25 protein-coding genes, 1 tRNA gene and 1 pseudogene are annotated in these 17,474 nt (G+C 37.3%); 17 read left to right on the top strand and 10 right to left on the bottom strand.

Annotated features, from left to right (window positions below; genetic code table 11):
• Positions 1 to 66: 66 nt before the first annotated feature.
• Positions 67 to 1,062 (bottom strand): tRNA dihydrouridine synthase, encoded by a 996-nt coding sequence (locus tag B5D47_RS04555; RefSeq protein WP_078930783.1) that lies wholly within the window; start codon positions 1,060 to 1,062, stop codon positions 67 to 69.
• Positions 1,063 to 1,204: 142 nt separating this feature from the next.
• Complete coding sequence (locus B5D47_RS04550) at positions 1,205 to 2,026, bottom strand: Mrp/NBP35 family ATP-binding protein (protein WP_078930650.1); 822 nt, start codon at positions 2,024 to 2,026, stop codon at positions 1,205 to 1,207.
• Positions 2,027 to 2,147: 121 nt separating this feature from the next.
• On the opposite strand from B5D47_RS04550, the gene B5D47_RS04545 reads away from it, so the two are divergent.
• Entirely contained in the window at positions 2,148 to 3,188 is a 1,041-nt protein-coding gene (locus B5D47_RS04545) for a Gfo/Idh/MocA family protein (RefSeq protein ID WP_078930649.1), read from the top strand.
• Positions 3,189 to 3,307: 119 nt separating this feature from the next.
• Here the strand turns inward: B5D47_RS04545 and B5D47_RS04540 are convergent.
• Positions 3,308 to 3,380, bottom strand: a tRNA-Ala gene (locus B5D47_RS04540).
• Between the two features lie 268 nt (positions 3,381 to 3,648).
• On the opposite strand from B5D47_RS04540, the gene B5D47_RS04535 reads away from it, so the two are divergent.
• From B5D47_RS04535 to B5D47_RS04525, 3 genes are all read left to right on the top strand, one after another.
• Complete coding sequence (locus tag B5D47_RS04535; protein WP_078930648.1) at positions 3,649 to 5,157, top strand: IMP dehydrogenase; 1,509 nt, start codon at positions 3,649 to 3,651, stop codon at positions 5,155 to 5,157.
• Positions 5,158 to 5,360: 203 nt separating this feature from the next.
• Positions 5,361 to 5,918, top strand: coding sequence for a winged helix-turn-helix transcriptional regulator (locus tag B5D47_RS04530; protein WP_078930647.1), 558 nt, complete (start codon positions 5,361 to 5,363; stop codon positions 5,916 to 5,918).
• Between the two features lie 21 nt (positions 5,919 to 5,939).
• The gene (locus tag B5D47_RS04525; protein ID WP_078930646.1) at positions 5,940 to 6,209 is read left to right on the top strand and encodes a transcription termination/antitermination NusG family protein; all 270 of its coding nucleotides are present in this window, start codon (positions 5,940 to 5,942) and stop codon (positions 6,207 to 6,209) included.
• A 59-nt stretch (positions 6,210 to 6,268) separates the two neighbouring features.
• Here the strand turns inward: B5D47_RS04525 and B5D47_RS04520 are convergent, their stop codons facing one another.
• The 3 genes from B5D47_RS04520 to B5D47_RS04510 form a co-directional block, all read right to left on the bottom strand.
• Positions 6,269 to 6,982 carry a DNA-binding domain-containing protein gene (locus B5D47_RS04520; protein ID WP_078930645.1) on the bottom strand — a complete coding sequence of 238 codons (714 nt, stop codon included), beginning with the start codon at positions 6,980 to 6,982 and terminating at the stop codon, positions 6,269 to 6,271.
• A gap of 266 nt (positions 6,983 to 7,248) precedes the next feature.
• Complete coding sequence (locus B5D47_RS04515) at positions 7,249 to 7,815, bottom strand: ImmA/IrrE family metallo-endopeptidase (RefSeq protein WP_078930644.1); 567 nt, start codon at positions 7,813 to 7,815, stop codon at positions 7,249 to 7,251.
• Positions 7,816 to 7,843: 28 nt separating this feature from the next.
• Complete coding sequence (locus B5D47_RS04510) at positions 7,844 to 8,182, bottom strand: helix-turn-helix domain-containing protein (protein WP_078930643.1); 339 nt, start codon at positions 8,180 to 8,182, stop codon at positions 7,844 to 7,846.
• Positions 8,183 to 8,489: 307 nt separating this feature from the next.
• Between B5D47_RS04510 and B5D47_RS04505 the strand changes: the two genes are divergently transcribed.
• Complete coding sequence (locus tag B5D47_RS04505) at positions 8,490 to 8,687, top strand: DUF7724 family protein (protein ID WP_456154924.1); 198 nt, start codon at positions 8,490 to 8,492, stop codon at positions 8,685 to 8,687.
• Positions 8,688 to 9,060: 373 nt separating this feature from the next.
• Positions 9,061 to 9,255, top strand: coding sequence for a hypothetical protein (locus B5D47_RS04500; RefSeq protein ID WP_143592606.1), 195 nt, complete (start codon positions 9,061 to 9,063; stop codon positions 9,253 to 9,255).
• Positions 9,256 to 9,518: 263 nt separating this feature from the next.
• Here B5D47_RS04500 and B5D47_RS04495 read toward each other — a convergent pair.
• A pseudogene (locus tag B5D47_RS04495) lies at positions 9,519 to 9,737 on the bottom strand (transposase); the annotation flags it as partial.
• 27 nt (positions 9,738 to 9,764) lie between these two features.
• Positions 9,765 to 9,941, bottom strand: a complete 177-nt coding sequence (locus B5D47_RS11425) for a hypothetical protein (RefSeq protein ID WP_159443485.1) — start codon at positions 9,939 to 9,941, stop codon at positions 9,765 to 9,767.
• A 317-nt stretch (positions 9,942 to 10,258) separates the two neighbouring features.
• Here B5D47_RS11425 and B5D47_RS04490 point away from each other — a divergent pair, with 317 nt between their 5' ends.
• The 5 genes from B5D47_RS04490 (at position 10,259) to B5D47_RS04470 (ending at position 12,936) form a co-directional block, all read left to right on the top strand.
• Positions 10,259 to 10,537 (top strand): AAA family ATPase, encoded by a 279-nt coding sequence (locus tag B5D47_RS04490; protein WP_078930640.1) that lies wholly within the window; start codon positions 10,259 to 10,261, stop codon positions 10,535 to 10,537.
• A 20-nt stretch (positions 10,538 to 10,557) separates the two neighbouring features.
• A complete protein-coding gene (locus B5D47_RS04485) occupies positions 10,558 to 10,998 on the top strand; it encodes a DUF4143 domain-containing protein (protein ID WP_078930639.1) in 441 nt (146 codons plus the stop codon).
• A gap of 228 nt (positions 10,999 to 11,226) precedes the next feature.
• Positions 11,227 to 12,108, top strand: a complete 882-nt coding sequence (locus B5D47_RS04480; RefSeq protein ID WP_078930638.1) for an FRG domain-containing protein — start codon at positions 11,227 to 11,229, stop codon at positions 12,106 to 12,108.
• Positions 12,109 to 12,439: 331 nt separating this feature from the next.
• On the top strand, positions 12,440 to 12,640 hold the full coding sequence (locus B5D47_RS04475; RefSeq protein WP_078930637.1) for a DUF2281 domain-containing protein: 201 nt from the start codon (positions 12,440 to 12,442) through the stop codon (positions 12,638 to 12,640).
• Positions 12,637 to 12,936: a type II toxin-antitoxin system YafQ family toxin gene (locus tag B5D47_RS04470; protein WP_078930636.1), complete on the top strand. Its 300-nt coding sequence runs from the start codon at positions 12,637 to 12,639 to the stop codon at positions 12,934 to 12,936. Before B5D47_RS04475 ends, B5D47_RS04470 begins: the two co-directional genes overlap by 4 nt.
• Positions 12,937 to 13,090: 154 nt before the next feature.
• Here the strand turns inward: B5D47_RS04470 and B5D47_RS04465 are convergent, their stop codons facing one another.
• On the bottom strand, positions 13,091 to 13,414 hold the full coding sequence (locus B5D47_RS04465) for a hypothetical protein (protein WP_078930635.1): 324 nt from the start codon (positions 13,412 to 13,414) through the stop codon (positions 13,091 to 13,093).
• Positions 13,415 to 13,543: 129 nt separating this feature from the next.
• A complete protein-coding gene (locus B5D47_RS04460; RefSeq protein ID WP_078930634.1) occupies positions 13,544 to 13,732 on the bottom strand; it encodes a hypothetical protein in 189 nt (62 codons plus the stop codon).
• An 81-nt stretch (positions 13,733 to 13,813) separates the two neighbouring features.
• Here B5D47_RS04460 and B5D47_RS04455 point away from each other — a divergent pair, with 81 nt between their 5' ends.
• The 6 genes from B5D47_RS04455 (at position 13,814) to B5D47_RS04430 (ending at position 17,473) form a co-directional block, all read left to right on the top strand.
• Positions 13,814 to 14,086 (top strand): hypothetical protein, encoded by a 273-nt coding sequence (locus B5D47_RS04455; RefSeq protein ID WP_078930633.1) that lies wholly within the window; start codon positions 13,814 to 13,816, stop codon positions 14,084 to 14,086.
• Positions 14,087 to 14,098: 12 nt separating this feature from the next.
• Complete coding sequence (locus B5D47_RS04450; RefSeq protein ID WP_078930632.1) at positions 14,099 to 14,290, top strand: hypothetical protein; 192 nt, start codon at positions 14,099 to 14,101, stop codon at positions 14,288 to 14,290.
• Between the two features lie 275 nt (positions 14,291 to 14,565).
• A complete protein-coding gene (locus B5D47_RS04445; protein ID WP_078930631.1) occupies positions 14,566 to 14,874 on the top strand; it encodes a hypothetical protein in 309 nt (102 codons plus the stop codon).
• Between the two features lie 120 nt (positions 14,875 to 14,994).
• Complete coding sequence (locus tag B5D47_RS04440; protein WP_078930630.1) at positions 14,995 to 15,528, top strand: winged helix-turn-helix transcriptional regulator; 534 nt, start codon at positions 14,995 to 14,997, stop codon at positions 15,526 to 15,528.
• 9 nt (positions 15,529 to 15,537) lie between these two features.
• Positions 15,538 to 15,951, top strand: coding sequence for a sugar 3,4-ketoisomerase (locus tag B5D47_RS04435; RefSeq protein ID WP_078930629.1), 414 nt, complete (start codon positions 15,538 to 15,540; stop codon positions 15,949 to 15,951).
• Entirely contained in the window at positions 15,935 to 17,473 is a 1,539-nt protein-coding gene (locus B5D47_RS04430; RefSeq protein WP_078930628.1) for a lipopolysaccharide biosynthesis protein, read from the top strand. The genes B5D47_RS04435 and B5D47_RS04430 overlap by 17 nt, the downstream gene beginning before the upstream one ends.
• Position 17,474: the final 1 nt, after the last annotated feature.

The following is a 17,474-nucleotide window of genomic DNA, read 5'->3' as shown; positions in this document are numbered from 1 at the left end:
TTTTAACTTGAACTTTTTAACAGATTTTTATTATATACTAAAAAAGTTAAATTGCGAACTTTTATTTTAGATTTTTTTTAGTCTGTCTTCCGGGCATTTTTCAAAATACTGAAAAAGCCTTTCCCTAGCGTCTTCGTTGTTTTTTGCGTTTAGCATTTGTGTTTTAAAATAACCGGCAAAACTGAAATTCTGACAGTAATATGCGAAAAATCTTTGGAGACGTGTTTGAAAAAATTCCGGTGGCTGAAACTTTTCGACGTCGGAAATAAAATCAAGCGCAAAATTGAGCATGTCGAGTTTTTCTTCTGGCAGAATGCCTTTTAATTTTGCAAAAATCCACGGTTGTGAAGCGGCCGCCCTGCCAATCATAACTCCGTTTACGTGAGGAGCGCATTTTAAGGCGTAATCAAGGCTTTTTTTGTCTTTTATTTCGCCGTTTACAATTATTGGAATTTGAGGATAGCGCAGAGAAAGTTTTTCTGCGTATTCGTAGCGGGGAAGAGCGCGCGCAAATTTTTCTTTTTGGGTGCGCGGATGCAAGGTTAACTGCTGAACTCCTTCCGAAACAAGCATATCCGTAAAACTAAAAAATCCGCTTTCGGTAAAGTTGTCTGCTCCGAGCCTAAGCTTAACGGAAAGCCGCGACGGAGTTTTTCCGTCTTTTGCGCAGTTTTCGAGGGCGGACTTTACTTTTCTGACGAGATTTTGGGTTTCTGCTACAGGTTTTAGCATCCACGAAATTCCTGCTCCTGTGTTTGCAATTTGCGGAGCGGAACAGCCCATGTTTATGTCGATTCCAATGCCTGGAAGTTCAGAAAGAATTTGCGCTGCCTGAGCCATTGGTTCTGCTGTGGTTCCTGTAATTTGCCAGACGAGTTTTTGGGACTCTGGAGTGTCGCCGGTGAGTGTGTAGAATTTTTCAAAACGGCCTTTGTGCAAAAGTGACGGAGCGTTTATCATCTCGTTGAAATATTCATCGCAGCCACCGAATTTTTGTACGCTGCGTCGGAATGCTTCGTGACTGAGTGTTGCCATTGGAGCAAGTAAAAATTTTTTGTCCATAAAAGTAAAAAGTCCTTTTTTTGAAAAAACTGAACGCACCAGCGCTGGGAACCCCGAAGTTGCGGCGGTAATGAAATTGCCGCCGCAATGGAGCAAAGCGGAAGGGTGGACATAGCGACCCGCGGATGCGGGTGGTGCCCGTTTAATTTTGGATTATCGCAAGTGCGGCATCCAGAAATTCTGCTTCGAGTGTTTCGATTTTTCCACTGTCGACCGCCTGGCTTATTTTTGGGTCAATCGGGATTCTTGCAAGGAGCGGAATGTGGAATTCCTTGGAAATCTGCTCGACGTGGCTGTCTCCAAAAACTTTTATCTGTTTGCCGCAGTCCGGACACTGAACGTAACTCATATTTTCGATTAGACCGTAAACTGGAATTTTCATGGTCTGCGCCATTTTTACGGCTTTTTCGACGATTACGCGAACAAGCTGCTGCGGACTTGAAACGATTATGATTCCGTCGAGAGGAATGCTCTGAAAAACCGTAAGAGGAACGTCGCCTGTTCCTGGAGGCATATCGACAAACATGTAGTCAACGTTGTCCCAGAAAACTTCTTCCCAGAATTTTTTTACAAAGCCGTTTATCATTGAGCCGCGCCACAAAACAGGATCGTTTTCGTTTTTGAGCAGGAAATTCATGCTCATAAGCTGGATTCCGGATTCTGTCGTTTCCGGGGCGATAAGGCCGGTTTCGTCGCAGTAGACTCTCTCTCCGTTTGAACCAAAACTTGTCGGGATTGAAGGGCCTGTAATGTCTGCGTCCAGAATTGCGGCTCTAAGTCCTTTTTTTGCTGTTTTTGACGCCAAAAGCGAGGTTACGAGGGATTTCCCGACTCCGCCTTTTCCAGAAACTACGCCGATTACGTGTCTGACGGTGCTTTTTGGATGCAGATGAAATTTAAAATCTTTTGATTTGCAGTTTGAACTGCAGGTTGAACAGTTGTGGGTGCAGCCTTCTTCTGACATGTATTTGCCTCTTTTTTGTTTGTAATCTTTCTAATAAATATGTCTGACTATTGTAATAGAATATTTTTTTGTTTGCTATAGCGTTTTCTTCCTGATTTTTTGTTCCGATAATTATTGAGTTATGGAAAATAAAAAATATAAAACCGTTTTGATTGGAACAGGCCGGATTGGATTTTTGCTCGGATTTGATAAAAAACGTGAACAGCCGGCAAGCCACACTATGGCGCTTTTAAAAAATAAAAAAATTGAACTTTGTGCTGGCTGCGACACTGACTTGGAGCGGTTAAAAATTTGGCAAAAATACGTAAAAAGCCATGGCTCTGAAGGGCTTGTTTTTGAATCGGGCAGCGAGCTTTACAAAAATATAAAAAAAATTGATATTGCGGTGGTTGCCGTAAACGAAAGCGCGCATTTGGAAGAATGTATCCGTGCGATTGAGGCAAGACCGAGGCTTGTGATTCTTGAAAAACCTGTTGCCTTGAATTCTTTTGAGGCGCAAAAAATTGCAGACTGTGCGGAAAAAAATAAGGTTCCTGTTATGGTGAACCACGAGCGCCGTTTTGATAAAAATTATGCGCTTGCAATGCAGTGGATGGAAAAAATCGGGGAAATTCAAAAGGTTGAGGCCGAATTGGATTCAGGACTGCGCATTTACGCAAAAGAATTTGAAAAAGACGGAACTTACAGCCTCTTGCACGATGGAACCCATCTTGTTGATATTGTGCGGTTTTTGTGCGGAACTGAACTTGAAAAACCTGTGGTTACAGGCGTTTTTAAGGACGAGAAAAAAATTGTGCGGAATTTTTGCGCGCATTACAATTTTTGCAAAAGCGAAAAGTTTGGAGACGTTCCTGAAATTTGCATAAAAATGAGCGGGCGTTCAAAATTTTTTGAATTTAGAATTGAAATTTTGGGAACAGAAGGCAAAATCTGCATTGGAAACGGAATTGCCGATTTTTATTTGAGAAAACAGAGCAAGCTTTATACAGGATTTTATTCGCTCGAAAAACAGAAAGTAAGGCTGCCTAAAAAAACTCAGTATTTTTCGGGAATGGTGGAAAACGCGGTCGGTTTTTTGGACGGAAAAATGCCGCTTTTAAGTCCGTTAAAAGAAGCGATTGAGGATTTGAAAGTTCTGGAAGAAATTAAGGAAAAACTGTAAACGCACAAAAGATTGGAGTGGCCGCAAGGCGGGTGCGGAGCACCGGAGGCGCGTAAGACGCCGTAGCCACGGAAAGCTTGGTTTTTGCAAGATTCTTGCAAAAATGTGCCCAAAAAAAGTGGAGATAGCCGGATTCGAACCGGTGACCCTCTGATTGCGAACCAGATGCTCTACCAACTGAGCTATATCCCCATGCTTAAAAAAATATCATATTTTTCTAAATTATTCAATTTTTTTGAATGCGGATTTTGAATTAAAAATTATCGAAAAAGTTTTATTATATGGAAGATTTTGAACCGAATAAAAGTGAAAATTCTTAACTATAAAAATTTGTTTACGGGGCAAGATATTCAAGTTAAGTGCAGATTAAAAATAAAATCACTATTGAAATTGATTTTCTGAATTTGTATAATTGATAAATTACACAAAAATTTAATTGATTTTTTTTAGGGGATTTAAAATGGCTTATTATTTTGAAGAACCTTCGCACACTTTTGGCGAATATCTTTTGGTTCCTGGTTATTCTTCTGCGGAATGTACTCCAGACAGAGTTTCATTAAAGACTCCGGTTGTAAAATTCAACAAAAAAGCTGGCGAAACTTGTCCGCTTACAATGAATATTCCAATGGTTTCTGCCGTAATGCAGGCTGTTTCTGACGACAAACTTGCAATTGCGCTTGCGAAAGAGGGCGGAATCAGTTTTATTTTTGGAAGCCAGACAATCGAAAATCAGGCTGCAATGGTTGCCCGTGTAAAAGCTTACAAGGCAGGTTTTGTAACTTCTGATTCAAATATTCGTCCGGATCAGACTTTGGAAGAAGTTGTAGAATTGAGCGCAAAAACAGGCCATTCAACTGTTGCTGTTACAGAAGACGGAAGCCCGAACGGAAAACTTCTTGGAATTATTACTTCAAAAGATTTTAGAATTGGTCATTGTCCGGCAGGTTCAAAGGTAAAAGACTACATGACCGGTCTTGAAGATTTGGCAACTGGCAAAGAGGGAATTGATCTTTCAGAAGCAAATGATATTATTTGGGAGAAAAAAGTAAACCAGCTCCCGATTGTTGATAAAAATGGAAATCTTGTGAGCCTTGTTTTCCGCAAGGATTATTCAACTCACGCAGAGCATCCGAACGAACTTCTTGATTCTAAACAGCGTTATATTGTTGGTGCAGGAATTAACACACGCGACTACATGGAACGCGTTCCAAAACTCCTCGAGGCTGGCGCAGACGTTTTTGTTCTTGATTCTTCAGAAGGTTTTTCTGAATGGCAGGCCCGTGCTCTCAAAGATCTGCATGCCGCTTTCCCTGGAATTAAAGTTGGTGCTGGAAACGTTGTTGATGCGGAAGGCTTTAACTTTTTGGCAGATGCCGGAGCAGACTTTGTAAAAATCGGTATTGGCGGCGGTTCAATCTGTATTACACGCGAACAGAAGGGAATTGGCCGCGGACAGGCAACTGCGACAATCGAAGTAGCAAAAGCACGCGATGAGTATTTTAAGAAAACTGGAATTTATGTTCCTGTTTGTTCTGACGGTGGAATTGTTCACGATTATCATGTAACTTTGGCGCTTGCAATGGGCGCAGATTTTGTAATGCTCGGACGCTATTTTGCACGTTTTGATGAGTCTCCTTCAAACAAACTCGTAATCAACGGAAACTATGTAAAAGAGTATTGGGGCGAAGGTTCAAACCGCGCACGCAACTGGCAGAGATACGACCTCGGCGGTAAAAAAGGCATGGCATTTGAAGAAGGTGTAGATTCTTACGTTCCTTATGCCGGACACTTGCACGACGGAGTTGGAATGACACTGAGCAAGGTTGTGCACACAATGTGCAACTGTGGAGCGCTTTCTATTCCAGAATTGCAGGAAAAAGCAAAAATTACACTTGTTTCGCCGGTTACAATTCAGGAAGGTTCAGCTCACGATGTAACTGTAAGAAACACGACAAGCGTTCAAAACTAAATTTATGTTTAGTTGAATATATGCTGATAAACAGCCCGGTTCGTCATATAAAAACTGTCGAATTCGGGCTGTTTTTTTTATAATTTTGATTTTGTTCAAAAAAATTGCTGATATTTACGAATGTTTGCGAAAAATTTTTCTATTCAACAATTCTATATTTTTTTATAGAATAGGCTTGGAAAATTTGTTCACGGAGAAAAATTATGGAACAAGACCTTGCTACATTACAGCTTATTTCTAATACTCTCAAAGAAGATCCGAACGCAAGTCAGCGTGTTTTGGCAAAAAAAACAAATGTGTCATTGGGAATGATGAATGCGATTTTGGGACGTTTTGCCGAACGTGGCTGGATAATGCTTACAAACGTGAATAAAAGAAAATTCGCTTATGCTTTGACAAACGAAGGAATGAGGGAACTTCGTAAACGCGGAAAGAATTTTGTAGAAAAAACTTTTAAAATCGCAAATTCGTATAATCAGATAATGACAGAAGAAGTTGCCCTTGCAAAAAAACATGGAAAAACAAAGGTTGTGCTTTACGGAGAAAGCTATGTAAAGTTTCTTCTGGAATATGCCTGTTCAAAAAATAAAATTGAATTTGAAAAAGTTTCTGAATTAAAAGAGCCTGAGATAAAAGATAACGAATACGCCATTGCCGGCGAAATGAATGATAAAGAAACAAAAGAAAAACTTTTAAAGGCGGGCTGTACGGATATTCTGGAATTGATACAGTCAAACTCGTCCGAAGATAAGATTTTTTAGGTTTTTTGTACAGGGAGTTTTATGGAATACTATTGCTTAATGGTTAGAACCGGCGAAGAGGAAGAATTTAAAAAAAAGGCGCGGAAGGCATTTTGTGAGCAGGCTTGTACGGCTGAACTGTATTATTTCCAGAGAACGTTAAAAACAAATCAGGGAAAACTGTATGAAAAACCTCTTTTTCCAGGATACTTGTTCTTTCAGACGGAAAGTCTGACACCTCAGATTATGCAAACCCTAAAAAAAATTGACGGTTTTATAAGAATTCTTCTTGTATATCTATGGGGTTTATAAAGACGCGCAATCAGGACATGGCAGGCGCATGTCGCCCACCGCGTCCTGAAATTAAAAATTTACGCTACCGTTACAACAGAATCAATGTTTGCGGTAAAGTAGGTGTTGCCCGGCTTGGTGACGATGCTCACGTTGTAGCTTCCTGCTGCAAGTTCGCTCGGAACTGGCGAATCGACTACATTCGTGCCACGGCGGTTGTAGACTGAAAGGCGGGTGAGTCCGTTTTCGTTTTCCAGAAATACGCCCTGGTTTTCGTCCGTGATGTCGAAGGTGAGGTTACGACCGTGCAGGCGGAGCGTCTTGCCTTTGCTTACGGAAAGGTTCGTGCTTTCGCTTGCGTCGTCGTTCAATGCGGTTACACGGTAGAGCTTTGCTTCACCGGTGATGTCAGGCGGAAGCTGCTTGTATTCGAGCTTTGCCTTTACATTTGCGGTGGTCGCCTCGTTTGCGTTGAACAGAAATCCAAGTGTGTGGTTTCCACTTCCCAGCGTAAAGCCGTCCTGAATGTTAGCACAGGTACCTGTGGCATTTGCTCTGAGAGTTCCGAAAGGAAGCTCCACGCAGTAACCTTTGGCAAGGTATTTTACGACGATGTTCTCCATTACGGAAAGCATACCCAGATAGTCTGCCTCCGTGAAAGAAGAGTTCCAGTCAGCCATTTCGCTTGCGAGCTCTTTCTGGCTGAGAGACTGTGAGCACGAACTTCTGAAGCAGAAGCCGTCTTTTGATTCATCTGTAATAAGAAGATTCTTTACAGTTTTAATGTTTAACATAATGTTGCCCTCCTATGGCAATGTTTAAATGTGGTGGTGGAATTTGTCGAAACCACCTGATTTTGCGATATTTCAGAAGTCATTTCGACAGGTTCAATGACCGTCTTTGACCATCTAAAAATATTTTTTGACAAGGAGAGCCGATGTGTGATATAATTCTTTAATTCGTTAAGAAAAGAGAATCACATTGTGGCTCTCGACCGTGGAAGCTTGTTTAGTAAGTGTTGGCGCATTTACTAAGACAGGCTTTTTTTATACCCATTTCTTCATAGTACCTCCTGTGCATTGAATTTTTGCATAAGGCCTTTCTGAATGCCTTTGAGCATTGTCTTGTCGCCCTTTTCTGCAATCATTCGCCCTATGTGGAACTGCTGTTCCAAAACCATCAAAAGCATTGCAACGCCGGAAAATAAGGTCGCTTCCATTTCTCCAAGGTTGCTCTGCTGTGTGTGCCTGAGCATTATATGGGCAAGCTCATGGAATATAATCTGCATTACTTCTGCCGCAGATTTATTGTCGTTGTAGGCAATCATGCGGCAGGTCGCGCCCGTCTGCGGGTCTGGAAAAATAAGGCATAAGCCTTCGTTCCAAAGCCCTATAGACACCTTTTGCAGTTCCAGAAGATTTTCGCTTTTAAAAGCCGAGTATTCCTTTAACACAATGCCCTTTTTGCGAATCATCTCCATATAGTCAAAGCCTTCTCTAAAATAGCCTTCCTCGCTCAAAAGGTTTACCACCGTAAGGATAATCTGGCTTACCTTCCAGCTTGGAAGCGTTTGGGGCTTTGTAGTACAATCCGTTGTTTTTTCCGTTTGTTCAGTGCAGTTTTCCAATAGTTTACCTCCATGTAATGCTGCATTTTTACACCTCTTGGGCAGTTTTGTATTCATCCATCAGGATTCCCACAAGCTTTTTCTTCTGGTTCAGGCTAAGGTTGTCTTTGCTGGAAGCCAAAAGAATTTCAAGCTGCTCGTAGCCGTAATGGGTGTCGTTACCCGTAAGGTAGTCGCTTGTTGTGTTAAGTGCATTTGCGATATTCGCAAGCACATCCGTCCTGGGCAGTCTTCCGCTGGTCATATAGCGGCTGAATGCTGCCTCTGTAATACCGCAAAGCTCGCACAGTTTTTTCTGCGAGAAGCGGTTTTCCTTCATTAAATCTTTTACCCTCCTTGAAAAAATGTTTTCCATTGTTTCTGCCATATTAGCCACTCCTATAAAGGCTAGAATTACGAAACCTTGCGGGTTTCCTTTGCTTGTAGGGCGGGAGCAGATTTGTTCGCCTTACATACATTAAATTATTATACTTTTGGTGAATTGTCAAGCGGAATATAATAAAAAATTCGCCGAAAGTATAATAATTTGTGTGTAAAAATTAAGAAAAATTTTTTGGCAGGATTTTAAAAATTATGATATGATAAAAAAGGTGTATTATGGGCGAAAATAAAGCTTATCTGTCAACGAAGGTCGATATACTACATTCTCTTTTGGCGAAACTCGTCTTAAGTTTATAGCACCTTATTCTTTGGAACGCTATGAATCTGTAGTACAGTGGGATAAAGGATATCTGGTGGTAATGGCAAAATATGCTCATAATAATGATTTGGAAGAAGAATATATTGATTTGATTCCAATTTTAAGAAGCCTTTATATAAATCCAGATGAATTCTTAAAACCGATAAAAAAAGTGGAGGTGAAATATGCCTGATTTACAAAAGGTCATACCGGGAAATAAACAAAATTCAAGCCTTTATAAAAGATAATTATCAGGCTATGTACGACAAATGGCAAGAATATAGTAAAACAAGTTTTTATACTGGAAAATAGCTCAATTGTGTTTTTATGAGTCGTATGTTTGCAGAATAATCTGTATTGTGCCATAAAATCTTGAGCGACGCTCAGCAAAATGTTTTTGTACATACAGGATAATGTTTTGCGACGGGCGGGAAAGTGTTGTGCGACGGTTAGTGGAATGTTTTTGTACGGAGAGGATTTTGTGGACGAGGCGGGAGAAGAAACTTTTATTTTGGAATAAAAATCTGGGAGAGCAGTTCCTCTTGTATGTGCCTCTAGGATCGCAGATGAAAAATTTGGCTTTTTTGCTGGAAGCGGCAAATGTTAATGATGAAAACAAAATTGTGATGACGACACACAGTCCCTATGTGCTTTCGTATATAACATTAGCTGCAAAATCGTATGAACTTATGAAAAAAGGTGTTAAATGTGATTCAGCACGCAAAAACAAACCGAACAGCAATAGGAACGCTGCTAAGTAATGACCAATTTGCAATGCGCATGTGTAATCCCTATATTCTCTTGGACATTTGCTTGTTCTTTCGGACATTTTGTATTAAAAAGACATCGAGATTTAAAACAGCGGGGTAGAGAGCTATGCATGAACTTTAAGTAGTTTAGGAATTTGCCGTTTTAATGTTTTTGCACTAGGAGTCTGACCATCTGATTTTCATGAAAACGAGCACCTAACGAATATCTTTCGGGATATTATTTTTATTGAATATCAGGTGGTTTCTTTATTTTTCTACATTTTTGCAAGCGAAAGGTTTTTCAGTGCATACATCCGGCTTACATTGTATGAAATTGTCACCAAATCCCATTCAATACCGATGTTTTCGAGACCACGCATCAAAAACTGGCGGAATCCCATTACACGCTTTATAATTCCAAAGACAGGTTCGACAGTTGTCTTTCTTTTTGAGTAGATTTTCTGTCCCTCTTGTGTTTTAAGGCGGATCCTCATTTTCTCTTTTGACATGGTTTCACCAGATTATTCTTCTGGAAGTCTTTCTGGCAGTTTTTCAAAAATCTGTTTGACGGTTTTCCCATGTGGCTCTCGTTCAGTAGCACAAATTACTTTTACATCTGGATGTTCCTTGCGTTCCTTCATCTTTCTCTCGTATTCTTCTTTTTCATGCTCGTAGATTTCTTTTTGTGTTTCTTCCATCTGTTTTACGGTATTCTTGACTGGAATTCTACAATAATTTCTATTTCTTTGTGAAGAGTCTTGGAAAGATGGTCAGACTTCTAGATTATATTTTTGATGACAGGTTTTCTAAGCCGGAATTGTTTAATGGCAGTTTCTTTTGAATTTGAGGGAAGTAAGAATTTAGCCGGCAGTTGATGAAGGATTTGGGGCTATAGAGCCTTTGTTGATTTCCTTTATCTGTAACATTTCTATAGTTGAAAATATCAAAAAATCAACTACAGAAATGTTGATTTTTTTTTGACTGCTTATGTTATAATATACATAATGAGGTCTTTATGGAGTGCAAAACAAAGAGAATTCTTGATGTTTCAGATTTAATCAAAAAGAAGTCACTTTTCTTGTTCGGACCAAGACAGACAGGAAAATCAACTCTAGTTGACCAGCTTAGTGATGAAACCTTTGCCTTAAAGTGGAATCTTCTTAAAGGAAAGCTCCGCTTACAGATTCAGAGAAACCCCAGCTATTTGACGGAACAGGTTGAACTTCTTGGTTTGCATGACTGTGCGATTTTTATAGATGAGATTCAACTCTGTCCTGAGCTTACAAGGTTTTAGAAGATACTTTGCTGGGCTTTATGGTTGAGCCGTACACTGCTGGTAAAAAAAGAAAAAGCGTAAGCGTTTCAAAATTTTACCTTTTCGACATTGCTGTTGCCAGGACGCTTCAAAATATTTCTGTTCCATATGAAGGAAATGAAGAATTTGGACAATACTTTGAGCAACTGATCTGTTTGGAGTTAAAAGCCTGGATTTCTTATAAGAGTCCGCGTTCACGCCTTACCTTCTGGCGTACAACAAGTGGGAATGAAGTTGATTTTTGTCTTGATGACGACCTCGCAATAGAAGTTAAATCTACAGACACAGTTACAGATAAACATTTAAAAGGTCTTAAAGCATTGCGGGAAGAAGAAATCTTTAAGCGTTACATTGTAGTCTGCCGAGAAGAGTTTCCGCGCAAGGTTGACGGCATTGAAATACTTCCGTGGAAATACTTCTTTGAGTCTTTGTGGGCATAATCAATGCAAAGTGTTTATTGGAGGCTGTCTTTTGGTCATAAAGGGGTAATTGTGATATAGCAATATTCAGAAATTGAATATTGTTTGCTATAGTAAATAGCAATTATGACTCAAAAATGAGAGGTATACAGATGATGAAAATAATTGAATCTTATAATAACATTCTAAAATCAAAGGGGTATGTTCAAATAACATCAGATGAATTACATTTGTCATCACAAATAGAATATAAACTCAGAAATTATTTTATATGATGAAACTAGAGTTCATTTTGAAAAAATCGATTCTCTTGTAAAATTCTCCAATAAGCTTGAAAAATATAAACTGCTTCATACAAATGTATATTTTCGTGGTCAACAGAATTTAAATTGGTCTGTTCTTCCAAGTATTTTTAGAGGCAACTGGATTAATCATGAGAAAGATTTTGTTCACGAAATGCTTATTAGTAATCCGCAAGATTTTGCAAATCTCAATACAACGCTAGGAAAGCTCACGAAAATGCAACATTACAACGCTCCTACCAGACTGTTAGACATTACTAGTAATCCCTACATTGCTTTATATTTCGCTTGTGAAAAAGATAAAGCCTCTGATTTCTCTTATAGCGGTGAAGTGTTGTTCTTTCAGTCTAAAGAGACTGAAAAATATTATGATAGTGATACAGTATCTATCGTATCTAATCTTGCAATGATGAAAGATACTTTTGATATTGGTAATGACAAATTAGAACCTGAAGATTTTTGTGAACAGGGTGATATTCCTTATTTGCTTCATCAAATTAAATTTGAAAAGCCTACTTTTTTGAATATTATTAATCCAGCTGATTTACATAAATGCTTTGTTGTTCATGTTCCACTTGATAATAAAAGAATTCTTAATCAGCAGGGGTTATTCTTACTTGTGGGAATGGGGAAATCAAAAGCCGAACCTGCGTCCATAGAAGATTCAATTTTGAAAAATAATGATAAAAAACTTCTTTTTCTTATTCCAGATAAAAATAAGGAAAAAATATTGGATGAATTAGATGCAATGAACATCAATAAACGATTTATTTATCCAGAAATTGATGATGTGGCTGATTTCCTTAAGAATCAGAAGTTTAAGCAATAAATTCAAGGAAAAAAATATGAGTGAAATCAGTTCTGATAACCTACATCATTTTACACATAGTTTTGAAGTTCTTCAGTCAATTCTATTGAACGGATTTTATCCTCATATAACTGAAGAGGACATTTCTTTCATTCTTATATACTAATGAAGGGACGCAAATTATTTACTAAGCAGGTTGTTAAAAATTTGGGAATGTAAACAGCTGGAAGCTGAATATTCTGAAAAAGTCAGGAAAGCTAAAAAAATATATTTTCGAATAAACTTATAAAAAATACTGTAAGTTGAAAATTATTAAAAATCTGTATATACTAGGAGTACAGGAGGTTCAGATATGCCTATCGCTGTATTACAGGAAAAATTACAGACTCTTCCAGAATCATGTTTTGCTGAACTTTTTGAATTCATGGAGTTTCTTGAATATAAGAATTCTCAGCAGACTAATGGACTGGATATTGCCATAGCCGAAGAAAAAAATGGTGATGTTGAAGTCTTCAATTCATTTGATGCCTTTAAGGTGGCAATGGAAAAATGAAGTATCAGTTAAAAATCACCAGAAGTTTCAAAATTGATTATAAGAAACTCAATAAACAGGAAACTCAAGATACCGACGAAATAATCAAAAAACTTCTGGATGATTCTCCTTTAGAAGAAAAGAATCATGACCATGAACTTACAGGTAATTATTCAGGATATCGTGAATGTCATGTACATCCGGATTTGTTACTTGTTTATAAGAAAGATTCTGACGAATGCGTACTTGTGATGACTTGTTACAGAATCAGTTCTCATACAAATATTTTTGATATTAAAAAAAGCCAGAAAAAATAATTTTCCCCTGGATAAAACATTCGTGATTAAAAGCAGACCCGTCTCGTCATGTTGTCTGAAAAAATTCCATCTTGCTGTACTCCTATGTGTTGCGAAACGATGATTGAAATTAATTCAGCAGTGGGCAGTCTGCTTTTGTTTTTAATTTAGAATGCTAAAAGCACATCTCCATTTTTGGCTGTTTCTTTTTTGGAGTAACAGTCTGACCATTTTCCGCTGCAAGAGTACGGCAGATTTCTGCACCTCTTTTATCAGCTTCAAATAAAATATTTGAGAGAGTTGGCATTGTCTTATCACGTTTGTCTGGATCACGAATATCGTTTTCCAGCGTTGGCATGATTTTTTCTTTGAACTCTTCTGCAATCTGTGGATCAACAGAAAGTTTCATTCCTGAACGGCAGGCAGCGATGTAAGTGACAAGGTATTCCTTTGGTTCGCTGGTTGCAATGACCATTGAAACATCTTTAAGGTTATCCATCTGCTGAATTTTGTCCTTTGAGGCATTGATAATACCTTCAGGATTTTGAGTCTGTTCTGGGAAGAAAAGAGATGCTACATGGATTTCTCCCTGTTCATCTTTGAAGTTGTAGAAAACACCTTTTTTGTTTTATTTGAGAGTGTTTTCCATTGCTCCAATTGAAGTGCGTGTAGCTACTACATTTGATTCATAGCCGTTTTCCATTTTTGCAAACTGAACAGGAATAAGGCGACCTGCTGGAAGACAGTAGTCAGAAGCTGCATTGTAGATTGGGTCTACTTTGGTGTATCCATATAAATCTCCTCTGATGTAAGTCATATATGTATTTGCTGGGAGACAAAAAAAATTAACTTATAGTACAATAAAAAATAAATTAAATGTACTGATAAAAAGGCGTTTGTGGTTAGGGGGTGGAAAAGTGAAACAGATGGAGAACTAATACTTCTTCCAGGAGTTGATGGAAAATTAGCCCTTGTATTCTCAACCAATGGAAACAAAGTAAAAAAACTTGATGGAATCATAAAGAAATTAACAAAGTCAGTTTCAAATGGAATTTTCTTATTTCCAGCTTTGTTTTGGTATAGGCTTACTTCAATAATTCAATTCAGGAATTCAAAACAAACTTTAGTAAATGGTTTGTATAACTTATATGCAGAAAAAATAAATGAATAGAAATGTGAAAAAATGTTAGAACAAGTAAGAGTAACTTATGCTCAGAAAAAATTACTGAATTTACTTCAGGAAAGAAAACTGAAATCCTGGTGTGAAGAAAAAAATGTGCCTCACGCTACACTTTATAAACTTGCAACTGGAAACATGGTGCCATCCTTCATAGTAATGAGTTCCCTCGTTCCATACTTTGCACCAGCTGAATGAGTATATTTTACGGATGAAGATATCCCTTATGAAGTAAAAACTTTGGAAGTTTGGAACCCAGATGATACATCTTTGTTCATAAAAAAACATAAATATGATTACATGATGTTGTGGAAGAATCAGCGTGGACTGATAACAATGAAATATTTTTATTTCCATCTCTATTTTGGTATCGGTTAGCTTCAATAATTCAATTCAAGAATTCAAAACCAACTTTGGAATCATGGAATCCTTAAGATACCTCTTTGTTCATAAAGAAATATAAACATGATTACATGGAAGTTGCAAAGAAATATGAAATCTCAGAAACAAATGCCAGAAATATTTTTGTAAATCGTCGTGCAAACATAACTTTGCTGCAGATGCGAAAAATGGTAAAAAATGTGAACTCAGAAGAGTTCTTCATTCCAGCTGATGAAACTACAGATGGTATTGAGATTGTAGGTGAAAAAGACAGTTATGTTGGATTGGTACAAACTGTGTCTTCCTATACTTATAGCAGAAAATGTCCTGTTGTGGTTGATAAGATAAATTCTGGTAATCCTTTCGAAAAAATATTGGCAAAATTTAACCAAATTTTCTAAAAACGTTCTAAACTTGAACACATTTTGTTTACTAATTTTCATAAGAATATTAAAATGTTAAATAGAGCGAACATTTTGTTCATGAAGATATTTGAGCTTATTATTAGAGTAGGGATGTAAATGGAGCAGGACTTAGCGACTTTACAGGTTATTTCGGAAACATTAAATGAAGAGCCTCAGGCCAGTCAGAGAACTTTGGCAAAAAAAGCAAATATGTCTTTGGGAATGATGAATGCAATTCTTGGGCGATTTGTTGAACGAGGCTGGATAATGTTGACAAATGTAAATGGTCGTAAGCTTGCGTATGCTGTTACTGCTGATGGGATTGCTGAACTTGCAAAACGGGGTAAAGCTTTTGCGTTGCGGACATTTAAGCTTGCAAATGTTTATAGTGAAACATTTTGTAAGAAGTTTATGGAAGCAAAAGCTGCCGGTAAAACAAAGGTCGTTTTGTATGGTGATAGTTATATAAAGTTCATTATTAAGTATGCTTGTAATGAAGTTGGATTGGATTTTGAACATAGGGAAGCAACTGCAACAATTTTGGCTGATGAAGTTTGTCTTGCTGGTGAATTGAATGATGAAGATGTTCAGAAAAAGTTGATTGAAAAAGGTTGTTTTAATTTAGTTGAAATTATTCAAGATTGTAAGTAGGAGATTGAAATGAATTATAGAATGATAGATTTTCCTGTTCATGGTGATAATCGTGGAAAGCTGGTTGCTTTAGAAGGTGGAGTTGATCTCCCTTTTGAAATTAAACGTATGTACTATATGTTTGATACCCTTCCAAATGAAAGCCGAGGATTTCATGCTCATACAAAGCTGGAGCAGGTAATAATTGCCATGGATGGAGCTTGCCGTTTTGTTCTTGATGATGGCGAAAAACGGGAAACTGTGTTACTTAATCGTCCTGATGTTGGTTTATATATAGGGCCTGGCATGTGGCGAGAAATGCATGATTTTAGTTATGGATGTAAACTGGTTGTTCTTGCAAGTGAGCATTATGATGAAAAAGAATACATCCGTAATTATGATGAGTTTTTAAAGGCTATTGGTAAAGATGGAAGATCAGAATAGAAATAAACGTATAGCAAAAAATACACTGTTTTTATATGGACGTATGATTTTTGTTATGCTCGTAAGCCTCTACACAGTGCGTGTAATAATGGCTAATTTGGGTATAGCTGATTATGGTACGTATAATATAGTTGGTGGGGTAGTTGTATTATTTACCTTTATAACAAACTCTTCTTCTGCTGCTACTGTACGATATCTTAATTTTGCATTAGGCGAAAATAACAGTAATAAAGCTCATAAAGTCTTTTGTGTAAGCGTAATAACACATTTTTTTGTAGCTTTATTAGTATTGCTTTTATCAGAAACAGCAGGTCTTTGGTATGTAAATAATATTTTGGTAGTACCAGAAGGTAGGTTGAAAGCTGCAAATATTTGTTATCAGTTTTCAATTTTTACGACTTTGTTAGGTATAATGAATATACCTTATCATGCTTCTGTTGTAGCTCATGAGCGTATGTCTTTTTTTGCTTTGATGAGTATATTTGATTGTGTTGGTAAGCTTATAATTGCCTTTGGATTAAGTATCTATCCATATGATAAACTTATAGGATATGGTATCTTCCTGAGTATAGTTGCTTTACTTAATTTTTTAATGTTTAGATTTTTTGTACGTCACAATTTTAGTATTTGTCATTTTAAGATTACAAAGGATAAAGAAATATTTGGAGAATTATTATCCTTTTCTGGTTGGAGTCTATTAAGTAGTTTTGGTTCTGTGTGTACTACACAAGGATTAAATATGATACTTAACAGCTTTTTTGGTGTTATCGTAAATGCAGCTATGGGTACAGCAAATCAAGTAAACAATGCAGTTTATCAGCTTGTAAGTAGTTTTCAGACAGCATTTGAACCTCAGATTATAAAGTCATATGCAGCAGGAGATAGAGAGTATCTTTTAGGATTGATACAAAAAACTTCTAAGTTTTCGTTTTATCTTTTATGGTTTTTTGTTTTGCCATTAGGTCTTAACGTTGATATAGTATTAAAAATCTGGTTAAAAACAGTACCAGAATATGCTCCAGTTTTTATAAGGTTAATTTTAATATATTCATTAATCGATGCAATATGTGGTCCCCTTTGGATGGTGTCGTATGCAATTGGTAATATTCGAAACTATCAAATCGTTGCAGTATGTATGTCGTTGATTACAGTACCTTTGGCTTGGGTTTTGTTTAAATTGGGATTGCCACCTTATTGGGTAATAATCTTAAGATTGTTTAATAATGTAAGTTTTTCGATATATAGATTATTCTACCTAAAAGTGCGAATGGATTTTCCTATATTAAACTTTGTAAAAAAAATTATATTACCAGTATGTTTAGTATCAATATTTACATTTGTGGTGTCTTATGTAGCTTTTTATTTTACAGCTTTTAACGTGGTTGTGCAGTTTTTTGTATCTTGTACAGTAACTGTGTTGGCAAACGTATTTGCAATGTATTCTATAGGCTGTAATAAAACAGAGAGAGATTATGCATTAAGTTTGGTAAAGAAAGCGATGCGAAAAGTAAAACATAAATGAG

Source organism: Treponema berlinense (assembly GCF_900167025.1).
In the GTDB taxonomy this organism is placed as follows: domain Bacteria; phylum Spirochaetota; class Spirochaetia; order Treponematales; family Treponemataceae; genus Treponema_D; species Treponema_D berlinense.
This window is presented reverse-complemented; position numbering and strand designations above follow the sequence as displayed.